This window comes from Citrobacter sp. Cb080, assembly GCF_030334745.1.
GTDB classification, from domain to species: Bacteria; Pseudomonadota; Gammaproteobacteria; order Enterobacterales; family Enterobacteriaceae; genus Citrobacter; species Citrobacter braakii.
In genome coordinates this window covers 162,825-185,064 of sequence record NZ_JAOWDG010000078.1, presented here as the reverse complement: position 1 = coordinate 185,064, position 22,240 = coordinate 162,825, and the positions used below count along the sequence as shown (strand labels likewise).

Here is a 22,240-nt window from a genome sequence, read left to right as displayed (position 1 = left end):
ACTGATCGGCGTTCCGATCAGATTAATGCCAGCAACAGAGATTAGCTATTATTTATGCGTATGGCTATCGAATAATATTCCTGCGATTGAACACCTCACGGGGAAACGCCCAACGTGTCACACCGCGCCTTCACGGCGTCATGCAGCAGACGGACAGCCGTTGAAAGCTGCTTACGATGTGGGCAAATCATATTTAGCGGGGCTTTTTCGCCCAGGTAATCAGGCATCAGTAGCTGCAATCGTCCATCACGCACATCCTCGCTGACATCCAGCCACGACTTGTACGCGATGCCTTCTCCGGCAATCGCCAGCCGTCGGATTACTTCAGCATCATCGCTCATAATGGTGCCGTTAACCTGCACACTGCTAACCTCGCCGTTATGCGTAAACGTCCAGCGATCGTGCAGGCGTCCGCGTAAGACGAAGGTCATGGCGTTGAGCTGTGTTAAATCATCCGGAGTTTGCGGCGCGCCGTTTTGCACAACCCATTCCAGTGATGCCACCAGCACGCGTCGGTTACCCGGAGCGACAGGCAGCGCAATGTAAGATGCGTCTTCGGTGTTGCCATAGCGAAACGCAACATCGACGGGGTCTTTAAAGACATCCGTCACCTGGTCGGAGAAAAAAATCCGCAGGCGCAGCGCGGGATAGCGGCGTCGAAACGACTGAAAGACCGGCAGCAGTAGGTTCCGACCGAGATCGGAAGGTACAGCGATTTGCAGCGTGCCTGAAACTTCATCTTCCGGGGTCTGAATTTTTTGCAGTCCGGCATGCATCACGTCCAGCATCTGGCGGGCATAGGGTAGCCAGACCTCACCTTCCGGCGTCAGGCGCAGACTGCGCGTGGAGCGGGCGAACAAGCGGATAGCCAGCGTAGACTCCAGGCGCTTAATAGCAGAACTGACCTGAGCAGGCTGAACGCCGACTTCGCGTGCGGCATCGCTAAAACTATTTAGCGCCGCGGCGCGGACAAACAACGTGAGATCTTCAAGCCGGAACATTTTCACTCCCCGAGTATAAGTCCTGTCGCCGAATGGCTATTTTTCCCGTTCTGCTACCGGTTTACCATCGAATTATTCAACAGATAGAAGGTTTATTAACCGGAGAGATTATGAAAGCCATCGCTATTACCCGCGCCGCAACCGACGGCAGTAACATTGAATTTTTACAAGAGATTGACCTGCCCATGCCCGTCGCCTCCGGGCACGATCTGCTGGTTGAAGTGAAGGCCATTTCCGTCAATCCCGTTGATACCAAGGTCCGCGAAGGTTTTAACGCTGATGTGCCCCGCGTGCTGGGTTGGGACGCCGTTGGCGTAGTGAAGTCCGTGGGTGAAGCAGTCACCCTGTTCGCTCCTGGCGATGAAGTCTGGTATGCCGGTGCGCTGGGTCGTGCTGGCAGTAACAGTGAATTTCAGCTGGTTGATGAACGTATTACCACGCTGAAGCCGCAATCGCTGGACAACGCTTCTGCTGCGGCACTGCCGCTGACCGCCATCACCGCCTGGGAAATGCTGTTCGACCGTCTGGGCGTTGAGGAAAATGGCAATGAAAATGATGTGTTATTGATTGTTGGCGCTGCTGGCGGCGTCGGTTCTATCCTGACACAACTGGCCAGTAAGCTGACCAAAATGACAGTCATCGGTACCGCTTCACGTCCACAGAGCCAGAAATGGGTACGTGAAGCAGGCGCTCATCATGTGATTGACCACAGCAAGCCACTGATGGAAGAGCTGGCTCGGATAGGCATTAAAGAGGTGACGCACGTTGCCAGCCTGAACAATACCGAGCAGCACTACCCGCAAATTATTGCCGCCCTGGCGCCGCAGGGCAAACTGGCGCTGATTGACGATCCGCAAACCCTCGATGCACGTCCACTGAAGGCCAAAAGCATTTCGCTGCACTGGGAATTTATGTTTACCCGTTCGATGTTTACCACCCACGACATCATTGCGCAGCATCAGCTATTAACCCGCGTGGCACAGTTGATCGATGACAACACCATTCGCACCACGCTGGGCGAGCATTTTGGCGCAATCAACGCGGCGAATCTGCAAAAAGCGCACGCGCAAATTGAAACCGGTCGTTCAGTCGGCAAGATTGTGCTGGAGGGGTTTTAACATGTCTGATTCAGAGGTGATTTCAATTATTGCGGTACTGAAAGCCAGACCGGGGAAAATCGACGCACTGAAACAGGCGCTGCAGGCTCTGCTGCTGCCCACGCGCCAGGAGCCGGGCAATATTGAGTATGCCCTGTTCCAGTTGCGCGACACACCGGATGTCTTCTACGTTCGTGAATCCTGGCGCGGTCAGGCCGGTCTGGACGAGCATATCGCCCTGCCCCATTTCCAGACGTTTATTCTGCAAATGAACGAGCTGCTGGCCGAACCGCTACGACTGGATTATCTGACGCCGATTGCGCCGTAAGATGACTGCCGAAGCCCCCTGCGGTGTGGGGGGCTGTGCCCGTCATGTCTCACTCGCTTCGCTATCTCTGCTATGATGCCTGCACACAAATAAAACAAAACAGCATGCAGAGGGAAAGATGAGTTCCACCAGAAGAGGGATGATGAACGTCCTGATTGCCGCCGTATTATGGGGAAGTTCAGGCGTTTGCGCGCAGTACATCATGGAACAAAGCCAGATGTCGTCGCAGTTTCTGACCATGACGCGCCTGATTTTCGCGGGGCTCATTCTACTGATGCTCTCTTTCGTTCACGGCGACAACGTGTTCTCCATTATCAAAAACCGCAAGGACGCCATCAGCCTGCTGATTTTTTCCGTGGTCGGGGCACTCACCGTACAGCTAACCTTCCTGCTGACCATCGAAAAATCCAACGCCGCCACCGCGACGGTGCTGCAATTTTTGTCACCGACCATTATCGTGGCGTGGTTCTCCGTGGTGCGCAAAGCGCGGCCGGGGATTTTAGTGCTGACGGCGATCTTCACCTCACTCATCGGTACCTTCTTACTGGTCACCCACGGTAATCCGACGTCGTTATCTATCTCAGCTGCCGCGCTGTTTTGGGGAATAGCCTCAGCGTTTGCCGCCGCGTTCTATACCACCTACCCCTCAACGCTCATCGCGCGCTACGGCACGTTGCCAGTCGTCGGCTGGAGTATGTTAATCGGTGGAATGATCCTACTGCCGTTCTATGCCGGGCAGGGAACTCATTTCGTGGTGAATGGCAGTTTAATTCTGGCGTTTTTCTATCTGGTGGTCATCGGCACGTCACTCACGTTTAGCCTGTACCTGAAAGGCGCGCAGATGATTGGCGGACCGAAAGCGAGCATTTTAAGCTGCGCGGAACCGTTGAGCAGTGCGTTGCTGTCCCTGCTGCTGTTAGGCATCACCTTTACCCTGCCAGACTGGCTGGGTACGCTTTTGATCCTCTCATCGGTCGTGCTTATCTCAATGGACTCACGTCGCCGCGCCAGAGCGGTTTAACCCCAACCGGCGCGGCAACGGGTGATGATTACCAGCCCGGAACTGCGCCGCCGTTAAAGATAGTTTCTGCCGCCTTCGCCACTTCCGGTGACTGATAAGATTGCAGGAATTCTTTCACATTCTCGGCATCTTTATTGTCTTCTCGCGCCACCAGAATGTTCACGTACGGTGAATTTTTGTCTTCGATAAATACGCTGTCATGTACCGGAGAAAGCCCGGTTTGCTGGATGTGGGTGGTACTGATAATCGCCACATCCACTTTTTGATCGTCCAGCACGCGCGGTAGCTGCGCCCCTTCCAGTTCCATAATTTTCAGATGTCGCGGATTATCCGTAATATCCAGCGCCGTTGGCAGCAGGCCGGTATCCGCTTTCAGAGTGATTAACTTCTCTTTTTGTAGCAGCAACAGCGCCCGCCCAAGGTTGGTCGGATCGTTAGGTATCGCAATCGTCGCACCGTCTTTTAGTTCAGCAACAGTTTTGATTTTCTTCGAATAACCCGCCATCGGGAACACAAAGGTATTGCCCACCGCTACCAGCTTATAGCCGTGCGCTTTATTATCTTGTTCAAGGAACGGACGATGCTGGAAGACGTTGGCATCCAGCTCACCATGATTAGTGGCATCGTTGGGCAGCAGAGAACCGCTAAACCCCACCAATTCCACCTCCAGGCCATATTTTTCTTTAGCGACTTTCTTCGCGACTTCCGCCACATCCTGCTCTGCACCGTTAATCACGCCCACTTTAATATGCTTTGCATCATTGTTCTGCTGATCGCATCCTGCCAGCAATAATCCCGCCAGTAATAACGCCGCCCCAGCCCCGAAATAAGGTATTTTCAGTTTCACGTTTTATCCTTTTGCAATAACCGCTTGATGAGTAATGAAATGACTATAGCGGGAAGGCCGCTGCGGTTTAAAAAACGAAAAAGCATCAGCAAGAAGAAAAAAGCATAATGCGAAAAGGAAAATGAGTCGGAATGTGCCGTTAGGTCATCCCTTTTGCAGTCCTTCCGGTCATCAAAACGTTTTCGACAAATAATGGCGCGCGGAACCGGTTTCTGGAAAGTTATCGAGGGTCATTTGCAACTGATAGCCGTTTTTCTGATAAAACGGCAGCGCCTGGAAACTCATCGTGTCCACCAGCGCATGCAGGCATCCTCTCTCACGCGCCGTCTGTTCAGCGGCCTGCATCAACTTTGTGCCGTAACCGCCTTTACGCAGCGAGTCATGCATCCACAGGAAATCAATACACAGCCATTCGCCTTTGATTTTACCGATCAGCCCGCCCAGTATTTCATTGTGCTCATCGCGCCAGTACACCGCCAGGTCGCCAAAATTGGTGGTCCTCAGGAACTGGCGATTGTAGGCGCGCAGTCCAACAAGCAGAGCATTTTGATCGTCTTCAGTAATGGTATCTGTAATCTGTATTTGCATCCTATCCTCCTGAAAAACTAAAACTTCTGGCTGATTTTCTTTTTAGAAATTAACACAGGCTGATGAGTGAGGCGCATGCCGTCTACACTTACTCTTGAGATGATGCGCATCGACAACAAGGATTATTATCATGAAACAAGCCGTTTTACCGCTTATTGCCATTCTTTTCATGCTGCCGGGTTTGGCGCAGGCCGATTCGGCTTATGGCTCTCTACAGTCCGTTCATGGAAAAAACACCGTATTGAAGGATTTACGCAAGATTTGTACCCCGCAGGGGTCGCCATCGGATGAGGTGTGGGAAAAAACGATTATGGCTGATACCCGTAATCAGCAACACATACGCGAAGCCATTCTGGCCATACAAAGAAACAATCAGAACAACTACTGGGAAGCGCTGGGCAAAGTTGAATGCCCGGATTTGTAACTATCGCATTGAAAAACGAGTGCTGTAACCGGTTTCTGTTTTGAAAAATCGCCTATTGTGTAGGGAAATGAAACACATCAAGGAGCAAGATAATGCGATACCGTTTTCCCGAAAACTTTTGGTGGGGCAGTGCCTGCTCGGCGCTGCAAACCGAAGGGGATAGTCTGAACGGCGGCAAAAGCCAGACGACATGGGACGTGTGGTTCGACCGCCAGCCTGGGCGTTTCCATCAGGGGGTTGGCCCGGCGAACACCTCGACCTTTTATCAGCACTGGAAACAGGACATCGCACTGCTCAAACAGCTGAAGCACAACAGCTTCCGCACTTCAATCAGTTGGTCACGACTGATCCCGGACGGTACTGGCGACGTCAACCCGCAGGCAGTTGATTTCTATAACAACGTCATCGATGAGCTGCTGGCGCAAGGCATTACGCCATTTATCACCCTGTTCCACTTCGATATGCCGATGGTGATGCAGGAGAAAGGTGGCTGGGAAAACCGTGATGTGGTTGAGGCGTTTGGTCGCTACGCACAAACCTGTTTTACCTTGTTCGGCAATCGGGTGAAGCACTGGTTCACCTTTAACGAACCGATTGTCCCGGTAGAAGGCGGCTATCTGTATGACTTCCATTACCCTAATGTGGTGGATTTCAAACGCGCGGCCACCGTGGCGTATCACACCGTACTGGCGCATTCCACGGCGGTACGCGCGTACCACGCCGGAAGTTATGACGGTGAAATCGGTGTGATCCTGAATTTAACGCCCTCTTATCCGCGCTCACAACACCCGGCGGATGTAAAAGCTGCGCACCATGCGGATCTGCTGTTTAACCGCAGCTTCCTTGACCCGGTGCTAAAAGGTGAATATCCGGCGGATCTGATAGAGCTGCTAAAAGAGTACGATCAACTCCCAGCATGTCAGCCAGGCGACAGTCAGCTCATCGCCGATGGCAAAATCGACCTGCTCGGTATTAATTATTATCAGCCGCGCCGCGTGAAATGTCGTGATACTGCCGTCAATCCTGACGCGCCGTTTATGCCGGAGTGGCTGTTTGATTATTACGAAATGCCGGGGCGTAAAATGAACCCTTACCGTGGCTGGGAAATTTACGAGCCAGGTATATACGATATTATTACTAATCTGCGTGATAACTACGGCAACCCGCGCTGTTTTATTTCTGAAAACGGCATGGGAGTCGAAAATGAGCAACGTTTTATTCAGCAGGACCAAATCAACGACAGCTACCGTATTGAATTTGTTTCCGCGCATCTTAAATGGTTACATAAAGGCATTAGCGAAGGGTGTAATTGTCTTGGCTACCATATGTGGACCTTTATTGATAACTGGTCCTGGCTCAATGGATATAAAAACCGCTACGGTTTTGTCCAGTTAGATTTAGATACGCAAAAACGTACGGTGAAGAAAAGCGGCGAATGGTTTGCCCATACCGCCGAAAACAATGGTTTTGATTGATTCAGTCGTCAGATAACGATGTTGCCTGAAAGCTGCGCGCCATCAGGCAACAATCTCACTGTATTCTGACCTTCATCGTGACCAGAAGCGCCGTCAGCAGCATCAGGCTGCCGGAAAGCATCAGGGGCGAAAGCAGTCCGAGGTTATCGAGCGCATAGCCTCCCACCGCTGCCCCGCAGGTATTGGCAAGCTGGATCACGGCGACCTGGACGGATCCGGCTTTTTCTGCCTGATCGGCAAGCGATCGGCTGATCCACGTCGACCAGCCGACCGGAACCAACGCAAACGCCAGGCCCCAGATAATCGCAATACCTGCCGCCACAACTTTGTCGCTACCCCACAGGATCAGGACCAGCGCGCTAAGCGCCAGCACCAGCGGCGCACCGGCTAAGGCCAGTTTGACCGAGCGCTTCAGAACCACCGAGGAGAGCGATGTCCCGACAAAGCTGGCGATACCAAAACTCAGCAGCACCAACGTCAGGCCATCAACTTCAAAGCCTGCCAGATTCATATAGATCGGGCGAATATAGGTAAAGAAGGCGAACTGTCCGGCAAAGGACATAAAGATGGCAATCATCCCGGCCATCACCCCCGGGCGCTGCAGCAGGCTGAACATATTTTGTTTCTGATGCGAAGGTTCACCTGGCAACGACGGCAGCGCTCTCACCACCCAAATCGTGCACAGCACGCCCATTACCGCCGCCGCATTAAACACGTTGCGCCAGCCGATAATACCGCCCAAAAAACTCCCCAGCGGCGCAGCAATCACCAGCGCGACAGAGACCGCGCCAAAAATCACCGACAGCGCTTTCGGTACCGTACGGGCGGGAACCAGACGCATGGTCAGCGACGCCGACATCGCCCAGAATCCGCCAAGCGCCAGACCGAGGCAGGCGCGGCCAATGAGCAGCAGTGAAAAAGAGTTGGCAAAGGAAACCAACAGGCAGGAGAGCGTCAGCAGCACCGAAAACACGATCACCACGTAGCGACGATCGGTCGCCTGGATAATTTGCGTCACAAACAGGCTGGCGAACATGGCAACAAATGCCGTCACAGTCACCGATTGTCCGGCAACACCTTCAGAAATCCCCAGATCCTGCGCCATCGGCGTTAACAGGCTAACGGGCAGAAACTCAACGGTTATCAGGCAGGCAACGCAGAACGCCACGGCGAATACCGCCGACCAGTTCGGTCGGGCATTTGCCTCAGCGCGGGATTTTTGTTCAACAGCTTCACTCATTTTGTTACCTGCGTGGGGTTATTGCAGAAAAGTTACGCAGTGTAACATTAAATTTGTGACGCATTTAACGTTTTAGCAACTTTACCGCTGAATGTCGACGTGTCTTATTCGACCAGCGGCAGGGTCCCTTTGTCGGCCTGAGTCACGTAACGCCAACAGGCATGACTGTCAGTGTAGCCAGTGCACGCCATCTTCGGGCTGGAAAAAGGCGTTATAGCGCATCTGAAACGCATTAAACTCCTGCATATCCGGCTCTATCTCGCGCAGAAAACCAAGCGCCAGACGCACCTGTGCGTCAGTAATCGGCGTGGCCAATCGGGCTTTTTGCAGCCAACGGTGCCATTGCAGCAGATTCGACTCACTGCCGTCGACAATAACGATTTGCCAGATCAACAACACCTGGGCAGCATTTTGCAGATGCGATTCATCTGGGCGGTGGAGGTACTGTAAAAAAGCCTCACCCTGTACTTTTCCCATCTGATCGATCATCGACTCTACCGGCACAACATCAATATTCAGTCGCTCGCTCAGACGGCGAATTGCCCGTCGAGATCCGGACGTCAACACCCGAAAACCCACTACAAAAACAACGACCAATGTGGCCAGCATTATCCAAATCATGCGCACATCCATTACCAGACAGGATGCCCATCATAACGGCAAATTCCTCTCTGTCGACGACTGAACGTATCAACACGATTCAGGATGGATCCGCGACATAAAAAAGCCCGCCATCCAGGCGGGCAAAAGTTACCAATGCACACTTAACTTAAGCGACTTTCAATTGTTGAATTTTTTTCTCGCGGCGAATTTTACGTTCTTCAAACACGGCCACGATGGCCATCAGGCAGATACAACCGATGGCGGCGGTATCCAGCGCGGCGAACGTGCCCGCCCAGCCGGTCAGACCAAAAATCGGCGTGCCGTCAGCAATCATCCCCAGACCCAGCTTGGCGAAGCTGTCACCAATCAGATATGCGAAGGAGCCTTTAATCCCGTCGGCTGCGCCGATTGCTTTTTTCGGTACGAATCCGACGGCTGCAACACCGATTAACAGCTGAGGACCAAACACCAGGAAGCCCAGCGCAAACAGCGAAGCCAGATAGACATACTGGTTGCTGGCGTGCTGATAAACGCCCAAGGTCGCGATAATCAACGCCAGCGCCACGCAGGCTACCAGCGCACGACGACCGTTAGCCAGGTCAGAGAGCCAACCCCACAGTAACGTGCCGACCAACGCGCCCACTTCAAACAGGGTAAAGCCCTGAATCGCCACCTCTTTGGAGAGCTTCAGCTCCTGGAAAGCGTAGACAGTGGACCACTGGTCGATACCGATGCGCACCACGTACAGGAAAATGTTGGAGAAGCACAGCAGCCAGATCACTTTGTTTTTCAGCACGTACTCAACAAAGATCTGCCATTTGGTCATCTCATTTTCTTCAGTCTCTTTGTCCTCTTCGCTTATCTCCTCGCCGAACAGCTCTTCAGCTTTACCGAGGCCATAAGACTCCGGGGAGTCGCTGCCGTAGCGCAGGCCGATAAAGCCGACAATCAGGGCGATAATTGACGGGAAGATAAACATACCAATGACGTGACCGTCGAACAGATAGTTGGCGCCAAACAGCGCCACGCCAGCCGCACCCGCACCACCGAGGTTATGGGAGATATTCCACATGCCGAGGTAAGAACCCCGCTTGCGACGCGGCGTCCATTTGGTGATGGTGGAATAGCTACACGAGCCGCCAGTACTCTGGAAAAAACCGCTCAGCGCGTAGAAGGCGATCATCAGGAACAGGCTGGTTGAACCCGCCCCCATGCTGGCGCTGAAGCCGAGCATACAGATGGCGGAGAGGATCAGCATAAACGGCAGGAACTGCTTGGTATTTTTGCCGTCGGCGTAGTAGGAAACCAGCGTTTTACCCACGCCGTAGGTGATGGAGAAGCCCAGGCCAATCATCCCCAGCTGCGTCATGCTCAGCCCGTAGGTGGAGATCATGTCGTTCTGCGCGATGTTGAAGTTTTTGCGGATCAGATACATGGTCAGGTAGCCAATAAAGACTACCAGATAGGACTGCATGAACGGTTTGAACCACATTTTGCGCCGCACATCAAGCGGCAGATCCAGGGTCGGCTTGCGTACCTGGTTTAGAAAGGCCAGCATTTGACACTCCCGAGCTAATTTTTATACCTGCGAATGGCAGGCATTGTAAAAATCAGCCGGGAGACGCGCCTGAGACAGCGTCCAGGTGAAACCGGGAAAATTTCTTAGTTTTACCCTACTCGGGGCAAAAAGGTGAGGTGCATCACGCTTCGTTGAGTTCGCGTGGAGCCTGGGCGTTCAAAAACGGTAGCAGCAGCAGCGCGGAAATCCCCGCCGCAATGGCGATCACCACAAAGAATCCGGTCCAGTGCCAGACCTCCATCACCTTCGCCAGCGGCCAGCCGGAAAGCGATGCCCCCAGATAGGCAAACAGCCCGACAAATCCGGTTGCCGCGCCCGCTGCCTCTTTGTGCGAGCACTCCGCCGCCGCCATGCCGATCAGCATTTGCGGGCCGAAGACGAAGAATCCGGTGGTGAAGAAGCACGCCGCCTGCATCACGTAACTGGCGAACGGCATCAGCCACAACGAGCCCACGGAGAGCAAAATTCCGGCAGCGAAAATCAGGTTCATTGGACCGCGGTTGCCGTTAAACAGTTTGTCCGAGCCCCAGCCTGCGACCAGCGCGCCGATAAATCCGCCCAATTCGAACATGGTCACGGCGGTATTGGCGGTCACCAGATCCACGCCGAGCGTCTCCGACATATACAGATTGCCCCAGTCGTTGATGGCGGCGCGGACGACGTACACCAGCACGTAACACAGCGACAGCAGCCAGATATAGGGATTCAGCAATACATAGCGGGTGAGGATCTCTTTACGGCTCAGCCCTGCGCCTTCCTGCTGCTGGGCGATTTCCAGCTCATCATGGCGCCAGTCGCCAATCGGCGGCAGACCAATCGCCTGCGGCCTGTCGCGCAGCCGCCAGCAGAGAAAAATCCCCACTACAATCGCCAGCAGCCCGGCGATCATCATCCCGGCACGCCAGCCGTAATGCAGCGCCGTCGCCGCCATCACGATCGGGATCAGCGCCCCGCCAACATTGTGCGCAGTATTCCACAGCGCCCACCAGCCGCCGCGTTCGGTACGCGAATACCACACAGTCAATAAACGCGCGCAGACCGGCGACCCCCAGCCCTGGAAAAAGGCGTTCAGCGCCCAGAGCACCACAAAAGCCCAGAGCGAGGTGGAGAAGCCAAACAGAATGTTCACCACGCCGGTGGCGATAAGCCCAAACCCCATAAAATAACGGGCGTTGGAACGGTCACTGACGATACCGGAAACAAACTTCGACAGGCCGTAGGTGATGTAAAACAGCGTCGCCAACAGACCAATGTCGCTGCGGGTCAGCACGCCGCTGGTGAGGATATCCGGTACGGCGGCGTTGAAGCTCTTGCGTGTGAAATAGAACAGCGCGTAGCCGAGCCAGATAGTGGTCAGAATATGCCGCCGCCAGTAGCGGTAGAGGGCATCCACTTCACGCTTATCGGTGATGAGCGGCGCGCTGACTGGGGCTTTTAAAAACGAAAACATGACCGCTCCTTACACATAACGCAGGGGTAACGACACGCTGACCCGCGTGCCATGCGTACAGGAAATCGAGAGCGATCCCCCGAGGGCGGTAATACGTTCACGCATCCCGGTGAGGCCAAATCCCTGCTGATTCGACCCCGGCGGCAGGCCGCTGCCGTCGTCCTCAATCACCAGCATCAGCCGTTCATCCTGCTGCCAGCCCTGAAGCGTCACCGCGCTGGCGTTGGCGTGCTTAACGATGTTGTTCAGCCCTTCCTGACAGACGCGAAACAGCGTCACCCGCTGACTTTCGCTGAGTACAGATTCGTCAATTCGCCAGTCAAGGTGGCTGACGATGCCGCGGCTTTCCAGCTCCATTTCACGCATCAATGAGCGGATCGCTTGTTCCAGCGTGAGATCATCCAACTGGCGCGGACGCAGACGACCCAACAGACGACGCACAGAATCGTATACGCCAAGAGAAAGTTGTTCGATATGCGCCCCGCTGCGCTTCACCCCTGCGTTTTCCGGCGCCAGCCGCTGGACAATGCCCGCCTGGGTGCGAATGGCGGTGATGGTCTGACCGATATCATCGTGCAGTTCGCGCGCCACATCCCGGCGCACGCTCTCTTCGGTCTCCAGCAGGCGTTCAGCCAGACGGTGGTTGCGCGCTAATTCGTTTTGCAGCGACTGGTTAAGCTCGCGCAGACGCTGGATCCCCGCGCCGAGCAGCAGCCCGGTCAGGCTTTGCACCAGCAGGGAGAGCAACAGGTCGACGGGATGATCGTGCCAGGTTTGGCTGGCAATCAGCGCAATGGCGTTCATTAACGTGGCAATCAGTGCCCCCTGCCAGCCGTAGTGCCAGGCGAGCGCAATGATCGGCAGTGCGAGGCAAAACGGCGTGAAGCGTGACAGTTCATCGGGCAGGCCAAGCTGCAACCACAGGCTGACGCTAAACAGCAGCAGATACCAGACCAGATGCCGCCCGCGCCAGTTCACCGGCTGAGACACCACCGCCGGGCCCAGCGGCAACCAGGTGGTGCTGGTAAGATAGTGCCAGAAAACCAGACAGATCGGAGCCAGCGTTAATCCACCAGTGAGCGTCAGCAGTAGGGCATTCCACGCCTCTTCGCCTTGCCCAAGCCAGGGCAGCGATTGCAGCAACGCCGCCGCCGTCAGCGCCGCGCCCTGCAACAGCAGCGTGCGCCAGTCGCGCTGATGGCGGTAGCGCGAAATCAGCATCACCGGGAGTAACGTGAGGAAGCTCCCGATCATCAAAAGTAGCAAGTGAGCCAGCGCCACTTCCTGCGCCAGCCAGAAAAGAAGCAGCCATTCCGCACCCAGCAGCACCGGCCAGTAGCCGCGTGGACATTGCAGCATCAGCCCCAGACGCAGGCCAAACGGAAACAGCAGTACCGCCAGCTCCGGGCGCTCAACCAGGTGCAGGCTGATACTCCACAAGCAGAACCACGCGGCAGAGAAGATAAAGAAGCAGGCAACAACGGTGATTAACCGGGAACAGAGCGTGTTCATTGCCAGCCGTCAAACATCCGGCGGGCCAGTTCGACATCGTTGCTAACGCCCAGTTTTTCCATCAGGTTAGCGCGATGCACGTGCACCGTTTTCGGCGACAGGCCCAGTTCGGCGGCAATCTCTTTTACCGCCATGCCTTGCGCCAGTTTCTCCGCCACCTGACGTTCGCGTTTGGTCAGCGGATCCTGACGACCAGCCGCCAGTTTGACGGCGATATCCGGCGTCAAATAGCAGCCGCCGGTCGCCACGGTATGCACCGCCGCGATCAGCTCATCAGGACTACAGCGTTTAGAAAGGAAACCACGCGCGCCCGCGTTGAGCGCCTGCTCCACCAGCGCGGGGCTGTCGTGGACGGAGAGCATGATAATCGCCATCCCTTTTGGCAACTGGCTTAACAGTTCAAGACCGGAGATATCAGGCATCGAGATATCACAGATACATACCTGCACGCCACGTCCCGGTAATCCCGCCAGCGCCTCACTGCCTGAGCCGAACTCAGCCACAACCTGCAAATCAGGTTCCAGCCCCAGCAACTGGGCAAAGCCGGAGCGGACGATAGTGTGGTCGTCGATAAGGGCAACGGTGATCATGGGTTCTGTCCTGGGGGATAAAAAACGTGCTTACCTTAACGATATACACTTTATCCTTCAAGCAGCCTCTGCGTTGGCTTGGTCTGCTCACCCCAGTCACTGACTTGAGTAAGCTTCTGAGGTGAGCAGACTTGCCGCCTTATGCAGCTTGAAGGATTTTGTGTTCCGACGCGCTGCTGTTTAAGCCTTGAGCGATCAGGCGATGCCAGTTGTGACGGTAAATGTGCGGGTGTGCTGCGGTTCTAGCTGAATCAACGTGCCTTTTCGCTGTGCCGCCAGGAAGCCTTCTGGGCGACAGGTCGCAGGTAGGGCGAAGGCTGCCACCTGCTGATCGCCGTTATAGAGGATCCAACGGGTGACATAATTCAGCTCCGCGCTGGAGAAACGTGTCACGAACGTGGTGCCATCAGGTGCGATCATGCGAAATTCAGGCTTATCCGTGTATCGGTCCAGTTGGTCAGCGAAGAAAACGATTTCCGGATCGTAAAAATCGGGCTCGTTGAGGCGCCCCAGCGAGGTCTCGCCCTGAATGATCCGCTGATTAAACGTCAGCCACTGCTCGGTAGGCTTAACATGCGCGGGTACCGACTCACGCAGCTTCATGGCTTCATCCGGGATATTCTGGCTGAAGGTCGCTTCCGGTACGTAGGCATAGTTCATATGGCACATATACTGTAAAGGCATTGCCACTGAGGCGAGGTTGGTGACCGCCATCTGGATATCAAACAGCGCACTCGCTTTACGCATAATCACCGCAGGATGCGCCTGATAATGATGACCGAACCCCATCACATACTCGTAGCGTCCACTCACGCGCAAATTCTCTCCCTCCAGCTCCAGCCAGGCCTCATCCATCGCGGCACAGGCCATTTCGCCATGCAACGGGTGAGAATCTTCCGGCGAAGGGCAGCCATTAGCCAATATACCCGAGTGGAAAGCAAAGCAGCCGTATGTCGCTACCACTTCCGCAGCCGGTTTCGGCTGACTGAACATGTTGCGCATGGTCAGTTCATGCCCGTCAAACTGAGCATCCCAGATCATCTGCCCCATCCAGGGCAGAATAACCAGATGTCCATGACTGTTTTCTACCTTCAGCCCTTCCACACCGCTGGCGTAACGAAATGCGGTAACCGTGAAGTCGCTATTCTTCAGTAAGATTCGCGGATGCTCTGCAAAGAGTTCCCGCCACAGCGTGATACGTGTTGTCATGATCGCTCTCCTCAGGAAACAGTCGCTTCAGCCAGGTTATTGCGCACTTTGCTTTCACGCCAGAAGTAGATACCGACGTACACGAAGCACAACATGGAGACCAGGAACGAGAGTTGTAGCGAGTGGAACATATCGGCCACATAGCCCTGAATTGCCGGAACCACCGCTGCACCAACAATGGCCATGACAATGACTGCTCCCGCCATTTCAGTATGTTCGTTATCCACGGTATCCAGCGTACCGGCATAGATTGTCGCCCAGCAGGGTCCAAACAGGACGCTCACCAGTACGGCAACGTACACGGCGCTAAAGCTTGGCGCCAGCGCAACATAGACCAGAAACAGTGCGCCAATGATGGAGTAGAGGATCAGCACTTTTTCCGGATTGAAGCGTGTCATCAAGATGTTGGCGATAAACTTGCCGATAAAGAAGCAGGCAAAGCTATAGACCATGAAGGTTGAGGCGTCGCGCTCGTTGATATCACCCAATTCCAGCGCCAGACGGATGGTAAATGACCACACCGCGACCTGCATCCCCACGTACAGGAACTGCGCCACAATCCCACGGCGGAAACGGGCATTGCTGGCCAGATAACGCAGCGTATCCATCGCTGACGGACGTTTATGACTCGCCGTTTGCGCGACTTTACAGGTCGGGAAGCGGGTCAGCAGGAACAACACCATCACCACAACCAGCACCATAATCATGTACTTGTAAGGCTCAAGGGTATTTTCCAGCATCAACACTTTAAAGTTGTGGATCTGCTCCGCGTTCATCCCAGCCATCTGTTTTTCCAGACTCTCGCCTTCAGAGAAGACCAGATATTTACCCAGCAGAATACCGGCGGCTGCGCCAATGGGGTAAAAGGTCTGGCTGATGTTCAGCCGCAGGGTGGCATACGCTTTTGGGCCAATCATGGAGCTGTAGGTGTTGGCTGCAGTTTCCAGGAAGCTCAGGCCAATCGCAATCGCAAAAATTGCCGCGAGGAACATGGTGTAGGTGGCCATGTGCGATGCCGGGAAAAAGAGCGTACAGCCAACAATATAAAGGGTCAGTCCCATTAAGATGGCGATTTTATAACTGGTCTTTTTAATCACCAAAGATGCCGGAATCGCAATTAAAAAATAACCGCCATAAAAGGCACTCTGAACTAATGCCGAAGCAAAGTTGCTGAGTGAAAATACGCTTTTGAATTGCGTAATCAGAATATCATTTAATGCGGCTGCGCATCCCCATAAAGGGAATAAACAGGATAACAAAATAAACTGGAACAGAGGCGTCTTATTCAGATAGCCGTCGGGCATCTGAATGATGTTTTTATCGTTCATAGTGCTACCTTTTACAATGCAGGAGTATTATTCGTTTAAGGTAAGAAACTCATTAAATTGTTCGATACTTGGATAAGATGATTGAGTACCTTTCCCGGTAACGCTGAATGCAGCGAAGAGAGCGGCTTTTTTCATGGCGGCTTCGACATCACCGCTTTGAACGTAATAGTGGGCAAAACAACCGATGAAAGCGTCACCTGCGCCACTGGTATCGACAGCGTTCACTTTAAACGCCGGGACATGGACTTCCTGGTCACGCGTCATCCACAGGGCACCTTTCTCCCCCATGGTGACGATAATATTGTTCAGACTTTTATCGACCAAAGAACGTGCCGCGGCGCGAATATGGTCATAGGTATCCACCGGCATACCGGTTAATATTTCGAGCTCGGTTTCATTTGGCACGAAGAAATCGCATTTACAGGCATAAGACATATCTAATTCCCGTAATGCAGGGGCGGGATTTAATAACACTTCAATACCGTTTTTTTTACCGAATTCAATCGCGTGATAAACCGTTTCCAACTGTACTTCCAGCTGCAGGACAATAAGTTGACACTTTTTCAGATCTTCCGCTGCGCGATCGATATCTTCTGGGGAGAGAAACTTGTTGGCGCCTTTAATAATCAGAATGCTGTTGCTGGAGTTTGCATTAACAAAGATCGGTGCAACGCCGCTGCTGGTGCAGGGTACCTTTTCGACATAGGTCGTATTAATCCCCCAGGATTCGAGATTACGAATGGTGTTATCCGCAAAAATATCATCACCGACTTTCGTCAGCATCAGCACTTTGGAATTGAGCTTAGCAGCCGCAACGGCCTGATTTGCCCCTTTACCGCCACAACCAATTTTAAAGGCGGGTGCTTCCAGCGTTTCCCCTTCTTTGGGCATCTGGTTGATGTAGGTGATGAGATCCACCATGTTGGAGCCAATAACCGCGATATCCATTTTACTACCTCTCAGAAACAATCACACAACAATGATATTAAAATAACATTATCATGTTACTTCCGTATCATTTGTGACTAGGATCGCGATTGGAGGATCATTTTATTGTTTATTTATTATGCTAAATGTTGCGTCTCTATCACACTCAAAATGATTAACTTGCTTACAATTGACTGAAAACTCGCTGCTTATAATCAATAAAACGTGTAAAAACACGCTTTTATTTCCCAATGGTCAGACGTATAGTAATGCAGCAATGTCATGTTCCCAGAAACACATAAATGTTACTGAAGGAACATGAAAACATGATTCGTGGAGAGTGTGCATGGAAACCAAGCAAAAAGAACGTATTCGACGTCTGATGGAATTGTTGAAGAAGACCGACAGAATCCATCTGAAAGAGGCGGCGCGCATGCTGGAGGTTTCCGTGATGACCATCCGTCGGGATCTCAGCCAGGATGACGAACCATTGCCGCTTACGCTACTCGGTGGTTACATCGTGATGGTGAACAAGCCCGCCACCCTCGTTAACGCTCCGCTCCCCGTGCAAAAGCAGTATCATCGCGACGATTTACCGGTTGCCATTCTGGCCGCGGGACTGGTCAGTGAAAACGATCTGGTCTTTTTTGATAATGGTGCCGAAATGCCATTAGTCGTCAGCATGATCCCGGACGATATTACCTTTACCGGAATTTGCTACTCACACCGGGTATTCGTGGCGCTAAATGAAAAACCCAACGCCACGGTGATTCTTTGCGGGGGCACCTATCGGGCGAAAAGTGATGCCTTTTACGACACCAACAATCCCTCTCCGCTGGATGCGCTCAACCCACGAAAAGTGTTTATCTCTGCCAGCGGAGTCCATGAGCATTTCGGCGTTAGCTGGTTCAATCCGGACGATCTGGCCACCAAACGCAAAGCGATGGAACGCGGATTGCGCAAAATTCTGCTGACGCGCCACGCCCTGTTTGATGAGGTTGCCCCCGCCAGCATTGGTCCGCTCTCCACTTTTGACGTACTGATAAGCGATCGCCCGTTGCCGGCAGATTACGCAACCCACTGCCGGAACGGCTCTGTCAAAGTCATCACCCCGGATTCAGACGGCGACTAACTCACTCAAAGAAAACCGTGATTTTGTTAAACATCGACGGGTCGGACTGGTTGCGGGCCACTTTCACCACATCTTCCAGCTTGTCGATCTGGCTTATCATCTGCTCAAGACGCTGATCGTCGTTGACCAGTAGCCAGATGCGGCTCTTGTCGCTGTCCTGAATCGGTAGACAGAGAATGCCTTCCACGTTGAACGCGCGGCGGGCAAACAGCCCGCAGACGTGGGTCATTACGCCCGGATGGTTGCGTACGGTGAGTTCCAGGATTACGTTGTCATGAGTCTGCTGTTGCATGGCTTATTCCCCCACCATTTCTGTGTTTGCCGCACCCGGCGGCACCATCGGGTACACTTTTTCTTCGGCATCGATGCGCACGTGGATCAGCGCAGGTCCAGGGCGATTAATAATCTCCTGCAACGCTGCCTGTGGATCCGCTTCGTTATTCAAATCGCAGGTTTCGAGGCCAAACCCGGCGGCTATCTGCATAAAGTTAATCATCCCCGGATATGTCGCCGCAAAAACGCCCTGCTTATAGAACAAACTCTGCTGCTGATACACCAGACCCAACGCTTCGTTATTCATCAGGATGATTTTAATATCCAGCTGATTTTCGCTGGCCGTCGCCATTTCCTGAATATTCATCATCAGGCTACCGTCGCCGGAGAAGCACAGCACCTTTTTGTCCGGGTTGACCAGCGCTGCGCCAATTGCCGCCGGCAGGCCAAAGCCCATGGTTCCCAGACCGCCGGAGGTCAGCCACTGACGCGGACGGTTCAGCGGGTAAGCCTGTGCGGCCCACATCTGATGCTGGCCTACGTCGGTGGTGATAATGGCATTGTCATCCACGCAGGCCGCTACGGCGTTGATCAGCCCATAGTGGCTGAGCGGGTCGCTTTCCTGCGGAATGCTGCAGGGGAATTCGCGTTGTAAATCGGCCACCATTTGATGCCACGACTCTCGCGGCTGCGCGTCAATTAATGGGATCAGTTGTGCCAGAACCTCATCGACATCCGCCTGAATCGCCACGTGTGGTTGTTTGATTTTACCCAGCTCCGCGCGGTCGATGTCCACGTGGATGATTTTGGCGTTCGGACAGAACTGCTCGGTTTTACCAATCGCCCGGTCATCAAAACGTGCGCCCAGAACAATCAATAAGTCCGCTTCTTGCAGAATAAAGTTAGTGCTGCGTGCGCCATGCATACCCAGCATGCCTAACGACAGCGGATGCGCTTTCGGCAGCATACCGAGCGCCATTAAGGTCATGGTGGTGGGCAGCATGGCTTTTTCTGCCAGTTCACGAACCCGCTCAGGCGCGTTAATCACGCCGCCGCCGAGATACAGCACCGGACGCTGTGCGGCGTTAATCATAGCTGCGGCATCGCGAATGCTGTCCTGGCTGAACGCCGGTGCCGCCATTTTCTGCGCGGGCTCCGGCATCTCTTCAATCTCAAAAACGGCGGTTTGAATATCCTTAGGAATGTCTATCCACACCGGGCCCGGACGGCCGGACTGCGCAATGCGGAACGCATCGCTCATGACCTGCGGTAATTCACTGATATGGCGGACCAGATAGTTGTGCTTGGTGATGGGGATAGAGATGCCGTAGGTGTCGACTTCCTGGAAGGCGTCGGTCCCGATCATTGAGGCCGGAACCTGCCCGGTGATACACACCAGCGGGATGGAATCCAGCCGCGCGTCGGCAATGGCGGTCACCAGGTTGGTCGCGCCCGGTCCGCTACAGGCCATACAGACGGCGGGTTTACCATCGGTTCTCGCCATCCCCTGCGCGATAAACCCCGCGCCCTGCTCGTGGCGCGCCAGGATATGACGGATTTGCGTGCTTTGGCTCAAGGCGTCATAGACGGGAAGAATCGATCCGCCAGGAATACCGGTGACCACCTGAATCCCCTGGCGTTCCATGAAATGAACGATGAATTCTGCGCCCGTAAAACGCGTACGCTTGGATGTTATGCCCGAACTTGCCATGCTCCAGTCCTTTTATTCTGGGCCTTTGCTTCGGGCAGGTCTCTTAAACGAAAAACCCCGCCCGGTTTGCGCCGGCGGGGTTTTGGAATCGTGTGTTGATCCGGACCCTACGGCGCATTGCCGACGACCACCACCACACGCACGACGACCGCTGCGCGAGATGGCGCAGTTTTTAGTAGGGTCGCAGTCAGCATGGAAGGGTTCATTAGGGACCTGTCTGTTTGTTGATTAACTGGATTTATACAAACACAGGTTTTTCAGCGTGACAATGGAAAAATTTTCATCTGCATAAAAATGCGTCAACGATCACATTTCGCTGTGCAGAGTCGGAAAACAAAAAACCCCGCCGGAGCGAGGTTTTTTTCAGCGCTGTGCGGTTGGTAGCCGCCGAACACACTGTGTTATGTCAACGGAAAAAGTATACGCGTTCTGCGAAGAACACGCAATTTCGGCACGAATTTTGATGGTTTTGAGTATGGAACATGAATGGCACAATGTCCACAAAATACTGTTAATTTATACAGTGCTTATCTATAATGTCTCGGTACGCAATGTGTTATGCGGGGGCCGCATCGTAAACCGGCGCATCAAAGTCCTGGCTGAAACGGGTGGTGCCGTCAGCGCCTTAACCCCCGTGTGAGCACACTGTGTTATGTCAACAAAGGTGCTGGCAACAGGCAGCGGCGAGGTACGTCAGCACCGTGCTCCTTGTACCAAAAGGAGAGCGTATGAGCCTCGTGGATATCGCTATTCTTATCCTCAAACTCATTGTTGCAGCACTGCAACTACTTGATGCCGTTCTGAAATACGTTAAGTAATTCGGATTCAAGTCGCACCTAAGGGGAGCGGGTAACACTCCGCTCCCCTTTCACCTTCTCCCTGGTGCTTGTCCCGCGCCAATATGTTACGTTTTTATGACATTCTCAGGGAAGAACGCCACCATGACGCTTTCTGTTTTCTGCATTTTGCTGTTTGCCGCGCTGCTGCATGCCAGTTGGAATGCCATTGTTAAAGCTGGAAACGATAAACTGTACTCGGCGATTGGCGTCAGCGGCTCCGCGGCGATTATGGCATTGATCTGCTTACCCTTCGCGCCTCAGCCTTCCGCCGCCAGCCTGCCGTTTTTGGCCGTCTCAACCGCGTTGCAAGTGGTGTATACGGTCCTGGTCGCCAAAACCTATCAGGTTTCGGATATGAGTCAGACCTATCCTCTGATGCGTGGGACAGCACCGCTGCTGGTTGCGATTATCAGCGTCTTGTTCCTTGGCGATAGCCTGTCTGTGTTTGCCTGGGTGGGGATTGCTACGATCTGTCTGGCCATTCTCGGCATGGCATTTAACGGACGCAGCAGCTCACAACGCGGGATCGTACTGGCGCTCATTAACGCCTGCTTTATCGCCGGTTACACGCTGGTTGATGGCACCGGCGTACGCTTATCAGAAACCGCGCTCGGTTATACGCTGTGGACCTTCTTTCTGAACGGTTCCTGTCTGCTGGGCTGGGCGATGATCGCCCGGCGCCGGGAAGCGTCACGCTATCTGGTACAGCAGTGGAAGAAAGGTATTCTGGGCGGGATTGGTACGATGGGTTCTTACGGTCTGGCGCTGTGGGCCATGACCCAGGCTCCGTTGGCGGTGGTCGCAGCGCTACGTGAAACCTCCATTCTGTTTGGCGCTCTGCTCGCCTGGCTGCTGCTGAAAGAAAAGGTTGCCGGAATACGCCTTGTCGCGGCCGCCGGTATTGCCGTAGGCGCTGTCTTACTTCGCTTGTCATAATCGCGCCGTAAAGCCGATGCAATCCGGCAACATTTGTTGCCGCTTTTTGTTTACATTTCCTGCCGTTCATCGCGTAAACATTCCAGCCCACTATCTGGCCTTCTTTTTCTGTTGTGGTAGATTCCACGCG

Annotated in this window: 23 protein-coding genes; 8 read left to right on the top strand and 15 right to left on the bottom strand. The window is 53.8% G+C overall.

From position 1 onward, the window contains the following. Nucleotides 1–95: 95 nt before the first annotated feature. The gene (locus OGV38_RS18065) at nt 96–1,001 is read right to left on the bottom strand and encodes a LysR family transcriptional regulator (RefSeq protein WP_286474317.1); all 906 of its coding nucleotides are present in this window, start codon (nt 999–1,001) and stop codon (nt 96–98) included. A 110-nt stretch (nt 1,002–1,111) separates the two neighbouring features. On the opposite strand from OGV38_RS18065, the gene OGV38_RS18060 reads away from it, so the two are divergent. The 3 genes from OGV38_RS18060 (at nt 1,112) to OGV38_RS18050 (ending at nt 3,447) form a co-directional block, all read left to right on the top strand. Continuing rightward, nucleotides 1,112–2,119 carry a zinc-binding alcohol dehydrogenase family protein gene (locus tag OGV38_RS18060; protein WP_269519232.1) on the top strand — a complete coding sequence of 336 codons (1,008 nt, stop codon included), beginning with the start codon at nt 1,112–1,114 and terminating at the stop codon, nt 2,117–2,119. Between the two features lies 1 nt (nt 2,120). After that, a complete protein-coding gene (locus tag OGV38_RS18055; RefSeq protein WP_047415729.1) occupies nt 2,121–2,426 on the top strand; it encodes a putative quinol monooxygenase in 306 nt (101 codons plus the stop codon). A gap of 118 nt (nt 2,427–2,544) precedes the next feature. Further along, nucleotides 2,545–3,447 (top strand): carboxylate/amino acid/amine transporter, encoded by a 903-nt coding sequence (locus OGV38_RS18050; protein WP_016157794.1) that lies wholly within the window; start codon nt 2,545–2,547, stop codon nt 3,445–3,447. Between the two features lie 28 nt (nt 3,448–3,475). Here OGV38_RS18050 and nlpA read toward each other — a convergent pair whose 3' ends face one another. Both nlpA and OGV38_RS18040 read right to left on the bottom strand, forming a co-directional pair. After that, a complete protein-coding gene (nlpA, locus tag OGV38_RS18045) occupies nt 3,476–4,294 on the bottom strand; it encodes a lipoprotein NlpA (RefSeq protein WP_286474314.1) in 819 nt (272 codons plus the stop codon). A 171-nt stretch (nt 4,295–4,465) separates the two neighbouring features. Beyond that, nucleotides 4,466–4,882 (bottom strand): GNAT family N-acetyltransferase, encoded by a 417-nt coding sequence (locus tag OGV38_RS18040; RefSeq protein ID WP_016155037.1) that lies wholly within the window; start codon nt 4,880–4,882, stop codon nt 4,466–4,468. 130 nt (nt 4,883–5,012) lie between these two features. Between OGV38_RS18040 and OGV38_RS18035 the strand changes: the two genes are divergently transcribed. Beyond that, nucleotides 5,013–5,306 (top strand): YicS family protein, encoded by a 294-nt coding sequence (locus OGV38_RS18035; RefSeq protein WP_286474311.1) that lies wholly within the window; start codon nt 5,013–5,015, stop codon nt 5,304–5,306. A 92-nt stretch (nt 5,307–5,398) separates the two neighbouring features. Beyond that, on the top strand, nt 5,399–6,781 hold the full coding sequence (gene gmuD, locus OGV38_RS18030; protein WP_016157797.1) for a 6-phospho-beta-glucosidase GmuD: 1,383 nt from the start codon (nt 5,399–5,401) through the stop codon (nt 6,779–6,781). A gap of 55 nt (nt 6,782–6,836) precedes the next feature. Here gmuD and nepI read toward each other — a convergent pair whose 3' ends face one another. The 9 genes from nepI to rbsK form a co-directional block, all read right to left on the bottom strand. Further along, nucleotides 6,837–8,021, bottom strand: coding sequence for a purine ribonucleoside efflux pump NepI (nepI, locus tag OGV38_RS18025; protein ID WP_286474308.1), 1,185 nt, complete (start codon nt 8,019–8,021; stop codon nt 6,837–6,839). A gap of 168 nt (nt 8,022–8,189) precedes the next feature. Then, nucleotides 8,190–8,642 (bottom strand): DUF1198 family protein, encoded by a 453-nt coding sequence (locus OGV38_RS18020; RefSeq protein ID WP_016157801.1) that lies wholly within the window; start codon nt 8,640–8,642, stop codon nt 8,190–8,192. 148 nt (nt 8,643–8,790) lie between these two features. Further along, nucleotides 8,791–10,182: a hexose-6-phosphate:phosphate antiporter UhpT gene (gene uhpT, locus OGV38_RS18015; protein ID WP_286474303.1), complete on the bottom strand. Its 1,392-nt coding sequence runs from the start codon at nt 10,180–10,182 to the stop codon at nt 8,791–8,793. Between the two features lie 142 nt (nt 10,183–10,324). Next, nucleotides 10,325–11,653, bottom strand: a complete 1,329-nt coding sequence (locus OGV38_RS18010; protein ID WP_286474300.1) for an MFS transporter — start codon at nt 11,651–11,653, stop codon at nt 10,325–10,327. 9 nt (nt 11,654–11,662) lie between these two features. Continuing rightward, complete coding sequence (uhpB, locus tag OGV38_RS18005) at nt 11,663–13,165, bottom strand: signal transduction histidine-protein kinase/phosphatase UhpB (protein WP_269519235.1); 1,503 nt, start codon at nt 13,163–13,165, stop codon at nt 11,663–11,665. Beyond that, nucleotides 13,162–13,755, bottom strand: a complete 594-nt coding sequence (gene uhpA / locus OGV38_RS18000; protein WP_016155044.1) for a response regulator transcription factor UhpA — start codon at nt 13,753–13,755, stop codon at nt 13,162–13,164. The genes uhpB and uhpA overlap by 4 nt, the downstream gene beginning before the upstream one ends. 195 nt (nt 13,756–13,950) lie before the next feature. Then, nucleotides 13,951–14,964, bottom strand: coding sequence for an aldose 1-epimerase family protein (locus tag OGV38_RS17995; RefSeq protein WP_269519238.1), 1,014 nt, complete (start codon nt 14,962–14,964; stop codon nt 13,951–13,953). 11 nt (nt 14,965–14,975) lie between these two features. Further along, nucleotides 14,976–16,292, bottom strand: a complete 1,317-nt coding sequence (gene fucP, locus OGV38_RS17990) for an L-fucose:H+ symporter permease (protein ID WP_003023919.1) — start codon at nt 16,290–16,292, stop codon at nt 14,976–14,978. 27 nt (nt 16,293–16,319) lie between these two features. Continuing rightward, nucleotides 16,320–17,240 carry a ribokinase gene (gene rbsK / locus OGV38_RS17985; RefSeq protein ID WP_269519240.1) on the bottom strand — a complete coding sequence of 307 codons (921 nt, stop codon included), beginning with the start codon at nt 17,238–17,240 and terminating at the stop codon, nt 16,320–16,322. 325 nt (nt 17,241–17,565) lie between these two features. Between rbsK and OGV38_RS17980 the strand changes: the two genes are divergently transcribed. Continuing rightward, nucleotides 17,566–18,351: a DeoR family transcriptional regulator gene (locus OGV38_RS17980; protein WP_019078017.1), complete on the top strand. Its 786-nt coding sequence runs from the start codon at nt 17,566–17,568 to the stop codon at nt 18,349–18,351. Nucleotide 18,352: 1 nt separating this feature from the next. Here OGV38_RS17980 and ilvN read toward each other — a convergent pair whose 3' ends face one another. From ilvN to ivbL, 3 genes are all read right to left on the bottom strand, one after another. Beyond that, on the bottom strand, nt 18,353–18,643 hold the full coding sequence (gene ilvN, locus OGV38_RS17975) for an acetolactate synthase small subunit (protein ID WP_003023914.1): 291 nt from the start codon (nt 18,641–18,643) through the stop codon (nt 18,353–18,355). Between the two features lie 3 nt (nt 18,644–18,646). After that, nucleotides 18,647–20,335 carry an acetolactate synthase large subunit gene (ilvB, locus tag OGV38_RS17970; protein WP_016155049.1) on the bottom strand — a complete coding sequence of 563 codons (1,689 nt, stop codon included), beginning with the start codon at nt 20,333–20,335 and terminating at the stop codon, nt 18,647–18,649. A gap of 107 nt (nt 20,336–20,442) precedes the next feature. Beyond that, nucleotides 20,443–20,541 carry an ilvB operon leader peptide IvbL gene (ivbL, locus tag OGV38_RS17965; RefSeq protein ID WP_003827118.1) on the bottom strand — a complete coding sequence of 33 codons (99 nt, stop codon included), beginning with the start codon at nt 20,539–20,541 and terminating at the stop codon, nt 20,443–20,445. A gap of 522 nt (nt 20,542–21,063) precedes the next feature. Here ivbL and tisB point away from each other — a divergent pair. Continuing rightward, nucleotides 21,064–21,153 (top strand): type I toxin-antitoxin system toxin TisB, encoded by a 90-nt coding sequence (gene tisB, locus OGV38_RS17960; RefSeq protein ID WP_003023909.1) that lies wholly within the window; start codon nt 21,064–21,066, stop codon nt 21,151–21,153. Between the two features lie 123 nt (nt 21,154–21,276). Next, nucleotides 21,277–22,110 (top strand): EamA family transporter, encoded by an 834-nt coding sequence (locus OGV38_RS17955; RefSeq protein ID WP_016157806.1) that lies wholly within the window; start codon nt 21,277–21,279, stop codon nt 22,108–22,110. The last annotated feature ends 130 nt before the right edge of the window (nt 22,111–22,240 follow it).

Coding starts and splice junctions, on each gene's coding strand:
- OGV38_RS18065 (WP_286474317.1), bottom strand. CDS start 1,001: ATGTTCCGGCTTGAAGATCTCACGTTGTTTGTCCGCGCCGCGGCGCTA.
- OGV38_RS18060 (WP_269519232.1), top strand. CDS start 1,112: ATGAAAGCCATCGCTATTACCCGCGCCGCAACCGACGGCAGTAACATT.
- OGV38_RS18055 (WP_047415729.1), top strand. CDS start 2,121: ATGTCTGATTCAGAGGTGATTTCAATTATTGCGGTACTGAAAGCCAGA.
- OGV38_RS18050 (WP_016157794.1), top strand. CDS start 2,545: ATGAGTTCCACCAGAAGAGGGATGATGAACGTCCTGATTGCCGCCGTA.
- OGV38_RS18040 (WP_016155037.1), bottom strand. CDS start 4,882: ATGCAAATACAGATTACAGATACCATTACTGAAGACGATCAAAATGCT.
- OGV38_RS18035 (WP_286474311.1), top strand. CDS start 5,013: ATGAAACAAGCCGTTTTACCGCTTATTGCCATTCTTTTCATGCTGCCG.
- gmuD (WP_016157797.1), top strand. CDS start 5,399: ATGCGATACCGTTTTCCCGAAAACTTTTGGTGGGGCAGTGCCTGCTCG.
- nepI (WP_286474308.1), bottom strand. CDS start 8,021: ATGAGTGAAGCTGTTGAACAAAAATCCCGCGCTGAGGCAAATGCCCGA.
- OGV38_RS18020 (WP_016157801.1), bottom strand. CDS start 8,642: ATGATTTGGATAATGCTGGCCACATTGGTCGTTGTTTTTGTAGTGGGT.
- uhpT (WP_286474303.1), bottom strand. CDS start 10,182: ATGCTGGCCTTTCTAAACCAGGTACGCAAGCCGACCCTGGATCTGCCG.
- OGV38_RS18010 (WP_286474300.1), bottom strand. CDS start 11,653: ATGTTTTCGTTTTTAAAAGCCCCAGTCAGCGCGCCGCTCATCACCGAT.
- uhpB (WP_269519235.1), bottom strand. CDS start 13,165: ATGAACACGCTCTGTTCCCGGTTAATCACCGTTGTTGCCTGCTTCTTT.
- uhpA (WP_016155044.1), bottom strand. CDS start 13,755: ATGATCACCGTTGCCCTTATCGACGACCACACTATCGTCCGCTCCGGC.
- OGV38_RS17995 (WP_269519238.1), bottom strand. CDS start 14,964: ATGACAACACGTATCACGCTGTGGCGGGAACTCTTTGCAGAGCATCCG.
- fucP (WP_003023919.1), bottom strand. CDS start 16,292: ATGAACGATAAAAACATCATTCAGATGCCCGACGGCTATCTGAATAAG.
- rbsK (WP_269519240.1), bottom strand. CDS start 17,240: ATGGATATCGCGGTTATTGGCTCCAACATGGTGGATCTCATCACCTAC.
- OGV38_RS17980 (WP_019078017.1), top strand. CDS start 17,566: ATGGAAACCAAGCAAAAAGAACGTATTCGACGTCTGATGGAATTGTTG.
- ilvN (WP_003023914.1), bottom strand. CDS start 18,643: ATGCAACAGCAGACTCATGACAACGTAATCCTGGAACTCACCGTACGC.
- ilvB (WP_016155049.1), bottom strand. CDS start 20,335: ATGGCAAGTTCGGGCATAACATCCAAGCGTACGCGTTTTACGGGCGCA.
- ivbL (WP_003827118.1), bottom strand. CDS start 20,541: ATGAACCCTTCCATGCTGACTGCGACCCTACTAAAAACTGCGCCATCT.
- tisB (WP_003023909.1), top strand. CDS start 21,064: ATGAGCCTCGTGGATATCGCTATTCTTATCCTCAAACTCATTGTTGCA.
- OGV38_RS17955 (WP_016157806.1), top strand. CDS start 21,277: ATGACGCTTTCTGTTTTCTGCATTTTGCTGTTTGCCGCGCTGCTGCAT.